At 59.1% G+C, this 8,833-nt stretch carries 8 protein-coding genes; all 8 read left to right on the forward strand.

The genetic code is table 11. The annotated features are described in order from the left end of the window. A partial coding sequence (locus DFS13_RS39160; RefSeq protein ID WP_111442883.1) for an arsenate reductase ArsC occupies positions 1-438 on the forward strand: 438 nt, incomplete at its 5' end. Continuing rightward, positions 425-1,486 (forward strand): ACR3 family arsenite efflux transporter, encoded by a 1,062-nt coding sequence (gene arsB, locus DFS13_RS39165; protein ID WP_012431287.1) that lies wholly within the window; start codon positions 425-427, stop codon positions 1,484-1,486. The genes DFS13_RS39160 and arsB, both read left to right, overlap by 14 nt. 9 nt (positions 1,487-1,495) lie before the next feature. Then, positions 1,496-1,942, forward strand: coding sequence for an arsenic resistance N-acetyltransferase ArsN2 (gene arsN2 / locus DFS13_RS39170; RefSeq protein WP_012431288.1), 447 nt, complete (start codon positions 1,496-1,498; stop codon positions 1,940-1,942). Between the two features lie 21 nt (positions 1,943-1,963). Then, positions 1,964-2,728 carry an arsenical resistance protein ArsH gene (arsH, locus tag DFS13_RS39175; RefSeq protein ID WP_012431289.1) on the forward strand — a complete coding sequence of 255 codons (765 nt, stop codon included), beginning with the start codon at positions 1,964-1,966 and terminating at the stop codon, positions 2,726-2,728. Further along, complete coding sequence (locus tag DFS13_RS39180) at positions 2,679-3,941, forward strand: MFS transporter (protein ID WP_039346158.1); 1,263 nt, start codon at positions 2,679-2,681, stop codon at positions 3,939-3,941. The genes arsH and DFS13_RS39180 overlap by 50 nt, the downstream gene beginning before the upstream one ends. A gap of 84 nt (positions 3,942-4,025) precedes the next feature. Further along, positions 4,026-5,408 (forward strand): gamma-mobile-trio recombinase GmtY, encoded by a 1,383-nt coding sequence (gene gmtY, locus DFS13_RS39185; protein ID WP_012431291.1) that lies wholly within the window; start codon positions 4,026-4,028, stop codon positions 5,406-5,408. Positions 5,409-5,436: 28 nt separating this feature from the next. Further along, positions 5,437-8,043, forward strand: coding sequence for an integrase family protein (locus tag DFS13_RS39190; protein WP_012431292.1), 2,607 nt, complete (start codon positions 5,437-5,439; stop codon positions 8,041-8,043). Continuing rightward, on the forward strand, positions 8,040-8,702 hold the full coding sequence (gmtX, locus tag DFS13_RS39195; protein ID WP_012431293.1) for a gamma-mobile-trio protein GmtX: 663 nt from the start codon (positions 8,040-8,042) through the stop codon (positions 8,700-8,702). The genes DFS13_RS39190 and gmtX overlap by 4 nt, the downstream gene beginning before the upstream one ends. The last annotated feature ends 131 nt before the right edge of the window (positions 8,703-8,833 follow it).

An 8,833-nucleotide genomic window follows, 5' to 3' on the forward strand; every position in this document is an offset into this window, starting at 1 on the left:
CTAGGCAAGGGTCGATTCCACGCGTTCAGCGCAGGCAGTCACCCGTCAGGCGCGGTCAATCCGTTTGCGATCGAGCGCTGCGAGTCGCTGGACTACGACACGGCCGGGCTGCGCAGTAAGAGCTGGGATGAGTTCGGTGCACCCGACGCGCCGCAAATGGACTTCGTGATCACCGTGTGCGACCAGGCGGCTGGCGAGGTGTGCCCGATATGGCCCGGTAAGCCGATCACCGCGCACTGGGGTTTTGAAGACCCTGCCGCATTCGTGGGCAGCGACGAAGAGAAGCGCGCGGTCTTCACCAAGGTCTATCGGCAGATTCTGACGCGGGTGAGCCAGTTTGTGAACCTGCCGTTGCACGTACTCGATCGCAATGCCGCCCAGAATGAAGTGCGCGCGATTGGCGAACGTCCCGCCGAGGAATCCAATGGGCAGCACTGATTCGGTCGCTCGCGCGAGCCGTCCGGTCATTGGCTTCTTCGAGCGATACCTGACGGTGTGGGTTGCGCTGTGCATCGTCGCGGGCATCGCGCTGGGCCAGTGGTTGCCGTCCCTTTTTCAGGCGATCGGTCGCATGGAATTGGCGCAGGTCAATCTGCCGGTGGGCGTGCTGATCTGGGTGATGATCATTCCGATGCTCATCAAGATCGACTTCGGCGCGATGGCGCAGGTCAAGGGCCACTGGCGCGGGATCGGCGTTACGCTGTTCGTGAACTGGCTCGTCAAACCTTTCTCCATGGCGCTACTGGGCTGGATATTCGTGCGCCACGTCTTCGCCGCCTGGTTGCCCGCAGCGCAACTCGACAGCTACATTGCCGGCCTCATTCTGCTGGCTGCCGCCCCCTGCACGGCGATGGTGTTCGTCTGGTCGCAGCTTTGCAAGGGCGATCCCTATTTCACCTTGTCGCAGGTGGCGCTGAACGACGCGATCATGATTGTCGCATTCGCGCCGATCGTGGCACTGTTGCTTGGCCTGTCCGCCATCACCGTTCCCTGGAATACGCTGATCGCGTCGGTGGGTCTCTACATCATCATTCCAGTCGTCATCGCGCAGTTATTGCGTCGCGTGCTGCTCGCGAAGGGTGAGACCCACTTCAATCGCACGGTGTCCCGCCTCGGGCCTTATTCGATTTGCGCGCTGCTCGCCACGCTGTTGCTGCTGTTCGCGTTTCAGGGGCAAGCAATCGTCCGGGAGCCGCTGGTCATTGCGATGCTCGCAGTCCCTATTCTCATTCAGGTGTTTCTGAACTCCGGGTTGGCCTATCTGCTGAACCGCAAGCTCGGGGTCGCGCACTGCGTGGCGGGTCCGTCCAGTCTGATCGGCGCGAGCAACTTCTTCGAACTGGCCGTTGCTACCGCCATCAGCTTTTTCGGGTTCCAGTCTGGCGCGGCGCTGGCGACAGTCGTTGGCGTACTGATCGAAGTGCCAGTCATGCTGCTGGTGGTTGGCGTCGTGAATCGCTCGCAGCGCTGGTACGAGACGGCCTGAGGAGCGAGTGTGAGCGCCATAATCATTGCACACGAGACCGTCGGAAGTGACGTCGGTCTGGTCAAGGCCCTGGTCCGTGACGGCCTCCCGGTCGATGACCTCAACGAACCGCAGCGCCGCTTTTTCGGGTTCACGACGCTTGCCGGTTCGCACGTCGGATACGGCGGCTTCGAACAATACGGGCGCGATGTGCTGATCCGCTCGGTGACAGTCGAGCCAAGCTGTCGAAGCAAGGGCATCGGCCGGAATCTCGTTGCGGTGCTGCTGCGTCAGGCCTTCGACGCGGACGCCAGAACTGCGTGGCTCCTTACGACTGACGCACAAGCCTTCTTCGAGAAGACCGGATTCAACCTTGTGAGCCGCGAGACCGCGCCTGCCGCGATCCTCGCCACGCGCCAGGCCGTTGAACTGTGCCCGGCCACAGCGATTTTGCTCTCACGCCCCATCACCCCGTAGCTCTTTAGCCGCTTCCATACGATGTCCACCGATCTTCCGAACGTCAGTCTTTCTCATCTCGACACGCCCGATCTCACAAAGCTCGAACCCCGGACGATCTCGGATCATCCGCCGCGCATCTTGCTGCTCTACGGTTCGCTCCGTCCGACCTCCTATAGTCGCTTGCTGACACTCGAGGCTGAGCGCATCCTTCGCAAGTTAGGCGCCGAGACCAGAGTGTTTGATCCACATGGTCTGCCACTCGCCGACAGCGTGCCCGCCGACCATCCGAAGGTCCTCGAATTGCGCGAAGCGTCCATCTGGTCCGAAGGCCAAGTTTGGTGCAGCCCGGAACGACATGGCGCGCTGACCGGCGTGTTCAAGAACCAGATCGACTGGCTGCCGCTCGACTCCGGAAGCATCCGGCCGACGCAAGGGCGAACACTCGCGGTCATGCAGGTGTCGGGCGGCTCGCAATCCTTCAACGCGGTGAACGCTTTGCGCGTGCTCGGCCGCTGGATGCGCATGGTGACCGTTCCCAATCAGAGTTCGGTAGCCAAGGCGTTCCAGGAGTTCGATGAGAGCGGTCGCATGAAGCCCTCGTCGTACTACGATCGTGTGGTCGATGTGATGGAGGAACTGTATAAGTTCACGCTACTCGTGCGCGACCGCTCAGATTACCTGACCGACCGGTACAGTGAGCGTAAAGAGAAGGCTCCGGCATCAGTTTCCGTCCTCGCCAATGCAGCCATGAGCCATGAGCACAGCGCACAGAACGCCGACACCGACGACAGTGAAGTCGAGTAACTCGACGGATCGCGCCGAATCGCTGGCCACCTGGGCGCTCGCGCTCGCCCAACTGGTGTCGTGGGGCTCGGTCTACTATTCGTTTTCGCTGCTGGTCGTACCCATGGAGCAGACCATGGGCTGGAGCCGCACGTCCACGAATGCTGCCCTCTCGCTCGGACTGCTGGTCTCGGGTTTCGTGGCGTATCCGGTGGGCAAATGGATCGACCACGGGCTCGGACGTCGAATCATGGCCATTGGATCGCTGATCGCGGCCGCCATGCTTCTGATGTGGTCGGCCACATCGTCGCTCACGATTCTCTTCGTAGCGTGGATCGGCTTGGGCCTGTCGATGGCTGCGACCTTCTATGACCCGCTCTTCGCCGTGCTCACGCATCGCTATCCGCTGCGATACAAGACCAAGATCACACTGGTGACGCTCGTTGCGGGATTCGCGAGCACGGTTTTCATTCCGGTCACGCAGTTCCTCGTGGATCTGGCCGGTTGGCGTCTCGCGCTCGTCGCACTTGCCGCGTGCAATCTAATCATTTGCCTGCCGATTCATGTCTTCGCAATCCGCTCCTCACGAATCGACCCGAACGCTGCCCAGCCGAGCGCGGAGCGCACGGCGGTCGATGCTGCGGCAACGCGACGTGCACTGCGCACGCCTACCTTCTGGGCGCTCGCACTGTGCTTCACAACCTACTACGCGACCTTCGCCGCGCTCACATTTCATCTGGTCCCGTTGATGGTCGAGCGCGGCGTCACCAACACGGTCCTGGACATCACCATGGCGCTGATAGGACCCGCGCAAGTCATCGCCCGCGCGGTCTGGTTCGCATTCGATCGCAAGGTCACCATCACGACAGTTGGTTTCATCGTGGTGACACTCTTTCCCGTCTCGACGGTCGTCCTGATTGTGGCTGGCAAATCCGCTGCGCTTTTGTGGATCTTCGCGCTCTGCTATGGCGCCGCCAACGGAATGATGACGATCCTGCGCGGCACGATCGTCCAGCAGTTTCTGTGGACGGAGGGCTACGGCGCGATCAGCGGCATGCTGTCGTTTCCGTCGAACATTGCGAAGGGCATCGCGCCCATCGCAGCGGCCAGCATCTGGGGATTGACGGATGGATATGTCGCCGTCGAATGGACGGTGTTGCTTGTCTCCGCGCTATCCGCCGTCAGCTTTTTTATCGCAGCGAAGTGCGCGTCGGCACGTCCCTCTTATCGGTGAGTCGATTCGGGAGCAGCGATGACTTACAACGGTCAACGTGGTGACTTAAAGCGTGCGTAGAGTGTTTGCTTTTTCTGTCGAGCGATGTTCGTCAGCATCAAAGCAAAGGTCCTCACGGACGAAACCGGCGTCTACACTGAGATCCCCGCCCTGCTCGCCGCGACGGGGATACTCGAGCCGCTGATTGATTATTTCCTGCATAGAAGCCACGATCGCAGTCTGGAATGGATGCGCAAGGTGACGCGATCGGTGCGGCTCTTTCTTGAGTACATCCAACTCAACCCCGCCGAACGCGACCCTCATCGACTGTTTCAGAATTTCGCGAAGCGCCTGTATACAGGAACGTTCAATCGCGAAACAGGAATCGACGCCACGGGCCTTTGCTGGCCGCCTCGCTCGCCGCACGACGCGGCACGCATCATCATCCATTTGAGCGACTTCTTCAATTGGTTGGGCGAAGTTCGTCCTGAAGCAGCCAGCGTCAATCCTCGGTACGTCGGCAGCACGTTCGATCGACAGATCGATGAAGCCGCTTACCAGTATCGTAGAAGCAAGGCCTTCCTTGGGCATACGTGGGCGTCGAATGCCACCGCGCGCGCCACAGGATATTGGCTTCGCTACCGGAGAATCCCGAAGGTCGCGCGAGGTGAGCCGCCAGCTTTTCCAGAACGTCACTTTGAAGCGTTGCTCTTCAAAGGCTTTCGCAACGGCGATCGTTACGACTATCGTGGCATCTTGATCACGCTACTGCTCCATGGCGCGGGATTTCGAGAGTCGGAGCCTTTTCACCTTTACGTTCAGGACGTATTTCCAGATCCACAGGACCCGCGTCAAGCCAAGGTCCTCATCCACCATCCGCACTACGGGGCCGCGCCTGCTGACTGGTGCGACGAGCGAGGACGACCACGTAAATCGAACCGAGCAGAATACCTCGGCCAGCGCTTCGGCCTTGTGCCGCGTACAGACTTGATGGACCGTCGGCATGCTGGCTGGAAAGGCGGCATGCACGACGGTCCGTACTACAAGCAGGCGTACTGGTTCGTGCCGGAGTACGGCGAGTGGTTTCTGGAACTTTGGCATCGCTATCTGAAGCAGCTTGCGCATTTCGATCGGGATCATCCGTTCGCTTTCGTGAACCTGCGGCGCGCACCCTATGGTGCGATATACACCCTCACGCAGTACAACAAGGCTCACGCGGCCGCGTGCAAACGCATTGGCCTCGAAGTTGGCAAGGCGCTTGGCACAACTCCGCACGGGCACCGACACGCCTACGGCCAGCGTTTGAAGCACGCGGGAATCGACAAGCCGATGATTCGCCGCTTCATGCATCACGCATCGATCGAGAGCCAGGAGATCTACACACAAGCAAGCTTTAGCGAAGCCCGAGAAGCACTTCAGCAAGCGGCGCACCGGCTGGATGGACTTCTTACGACGCCTCTGTCCGATTTGGTCCGTTCATCTGACTAGCCACATCTCCACGTGACCGAGCAAACACATGTACAAGACCTCTCCAACTAAACCCAAGGGGCGTCGCAAGGCGGCAAGGACCGAGCGCAGCATGCGACGCGATTCGGATGCAACCCTGACCTGGGTGGTGGAGTTCTATCCAGAACTTGCAGCCTGGAGAGGCTTCGCCTTGGAGTGGCTCGGTGGGGAAACGCATGGTCTACACCAAAGGCTGCAGGCCCTATCGACTTTCTTCGAGCGCTACCTCATTCTGCAGAGCCTGCCGCTGGACCCGAGTGTATTCCTGGCGCAAACGACACAGGTTCCAGAATTTCACCGAACGGCGTGTCCTGACTCTCCTTGGGGCATCAGCGCGAACAATCTTATCCACGCTTTTCTGCAGTTTGTGTTGCTTCGGCATTTCAGTCAGATTGGTAAAAACGATAACGCCGTATTAATGCAGGGCTATCACAACCCGGTACGTCGTATGTCGAAAGCGGGGTTGCCGAAGCGCGGCGAGAGCGTTTATTCACCACTGCCTTATGGCTACATCGACCAACTTCGGCAGATGCTGGCGGCGGGACCCCATTTTCGCGATTGGCAATGGGCACATGGTGCGCTCGGGAGCAAGATCGGCCATATGGGTGCGAGCGCGCCTGATTGGCTCGACGTGACTGAAGACGAGATTGATCGCGACGATCCGGATTGCGTCTGGCGCATACGTAAGCTGAGTCGAAACTATCGCGGTGGTCAAGTGTTGCAGATGTGGAGTCCAGTCCGATGGGTTGCACTGCTTGTGAAGCTTATCTTGCCCTTACGAACTAGCCAGGTCCGCGTACTTGACTCCGGAGAGGCAGACACCTGGCGCTATGCGGCAGGACGTTGGGAGCGAAACAGCAGCGAGATAGCAGAAGGAAGCGAATCTCGGCCGCTACAGCAGGGTGTGTTCCGGCGCGACTATGATCGCAACAACAACGAGAACGCACTGGCGATCCTCTATATCAACACGAACAAGACCGCCGACGTCTCTAAGTCAGGGCCAGAGAAGGGCTATTTACTGCCATGGACGCACGGCGGGGCGCTTCACCAGAATGTTTTCTACTGGATCGAGAAGCTGCGCAACTGGCAAGAGAAGTACAACCCCATCTCGCGTCGGACCTCATGGGCAGAACTTGATCGTCGACATATCATTGCCAAGACTGATTTTCAGTTGGCGCGCTATCCTGACGCGTGCTTTCTCTTCCGATTGCCAGAATATCCAACGGCACGAATGCGTAACTTTCCGCTTCAGGATCAGGCGCTCAATTCGTGCTGGTTCTATTTGCTGAAGGCATTCGAATCACGGCTCGCCGGGCGTTCCGAAACTCACCACAACGGAACACCGATTCGGCTGCTGCCGCCCCAGTCCAAGAAGAGAACGTTGTTCCCACTTCACAGTTTGCGAGTCTCCCTTGTCACTGCACTGGCCTTGGAAGGACAGGTGCCGTTCCCTGTGCTGCAGAAGCTTGTCGGTCATAGCCGGTTGGTCATGACCTTGTACTACACCAAGCCTGGAGCCACCCATATTCGCGACGTCCTCCTCGATGCGAAGGCTCGCCTGGATGCAAATAAGAATGCGAGCATTCAGAACTTTCTGCTCGATACCGCACACGACGAACTTGTCCGAAGTGCGATCTGCAATAGTGTGAGCAGTGTTTCAGATGCAATCCCTGAGCATCCAGCGGCAAGAAACGCGTTGGGCTGGATGCCAATGCACCACGGCCTTTGCCTCGCTGGAGGAAACGCCAGCGATTCGATGGAGAATCGTTCGATTGGCGGATGCCACAACGGAGGTCCGATGGTTTTGCCGGGGACTGCCGTTGGCAACGCAAAGCACGCTCCCGTTCCGGGAGGGAATCGCAACTGCGTTCGATGCCGCTGGTTCGTGACGGAGCCTCACTACCTTCCATCGCTCGCCGCGCACTTCAACACGATCGCCTACCATTTCGACGAGGCCCGCAATGCTTGCCTCGCGAATGAACGCGTGCTTCTTGACCTAAAGAAGCAGAAGGCTGACGCTGAAGACGCTGGCGAGGTCTTCCTTCATCTCGATGCCTTTCGGCAAGCTGAGCGCGTGTGGGAAGGATCGATGAAGCGATTTAACGACTTCGCGGAGGATCTCACCGCTTGTTGGCGGCTCATTGAGCGCTGCAAGGCTGCGCTCGACCGGGCCGTCGAAGACTCTACTCAACTAGTGGCGGTGGGCACCGCGAGCGATGTGCACATCGCGTTCGAAGAGACCGAATCGGAATTGCTTCAGCTCGCTGGAGTTTGCGACGATGTCGAGCTCTATCCGGATCTCGATGCAGGCAAGGCAGTATTCCGTCGTAGTCAGTTGCTCGATGCCGTGCTTTATCGCGATCACCTTGCGCCCGTCTTCATGACGCTGGGCGAAGAAGAACAACTCCGCGTTGGCAACGCATTCATGCGCCGTCTCGCGCGGCAGATGAACCCCGCTAATCCAGTGCTGGGAACGCGGCAGGTCATCAACCTGATGGACGCCGGCCGGAGTCTCAGCGAGCGATTTGGCATTGATTTCGCCACGTTTCTGCCGGAATGCAATGCCACCGGCATGCTCAAGCGCAAGCCTCAACGAATCGACGAGTCGCAAGCATGAACAGCGCGACATTCGACCACCCGAACGTGCTTCTCGGCACGCTGCTCGCCAAGGGTGGTCGTGCCCATCGGCTTGCTAGGCTAAAAGCGCTGCACGAGATTTGTCGCAGGCATCAGGAATCAGGCTCGCGCGATTTTTCTCTCTCAACCATTGGTCGCCTGGCCGAGGCGGAAGGCGTCCTAAAGGGACGCGTCCTCTACAACATGCAATCGGCAGACTACCGCGAGCTGATTTCGGCCTGGGCGACGTATGCCGGGCCACCGACACTTCGACCATCGAAACCGCTGGCAAGCCACGAATACCTCATGCGTATTCACGACCCCGCGATCCGCTCCATCATGCAAGCAATCATCGGGGAACGAGACAAGCTCCGGGCCGAGGTCAACCTTCTGAAATCCAACGCGCAAGTCGTCGTGGATCGACGCCCAATCGGTGTGCGCGCGTCAGGAGACGCCATCGCGTTGCCAACAACGACAAACGGCCACAACGCGCAGCTCACTCCTTCAGAACGTGAAGCGCTGGGGAAGGCGGTCTCTGCCGACTACCTCGAAAGACATGGCTTACACGAAGGCAGCCATGGCGAGATCGTGAACGAACACGGTCGGACAGTGTTCGATGTCGGCTTCGCGCGTGCAATACGAAAGATCCTCGGAGCCTGAACAGCCGATAACCGAAACGATGTATTTCGATGTATGCATACATCGAAACGGAGAGTCCTTGGCGACCCCACCGCAGAACGCTTTCACGCTTTTCGCCCTCAAACTATGTACTCCACGGGTATAGGTCCAAA

Origin of the sequence: Burkholderia sp. 28_3, assembly GCF_003253915.1 — a bacterium.
In the GTDB taxonomy this organism is placed as follows: Bacteria; Pseudomonadota; Gammaproteobacteria; order Burkholderiales; family Burkholderiaceae; genus Burkholderia; species Burkholderia cenocepacia.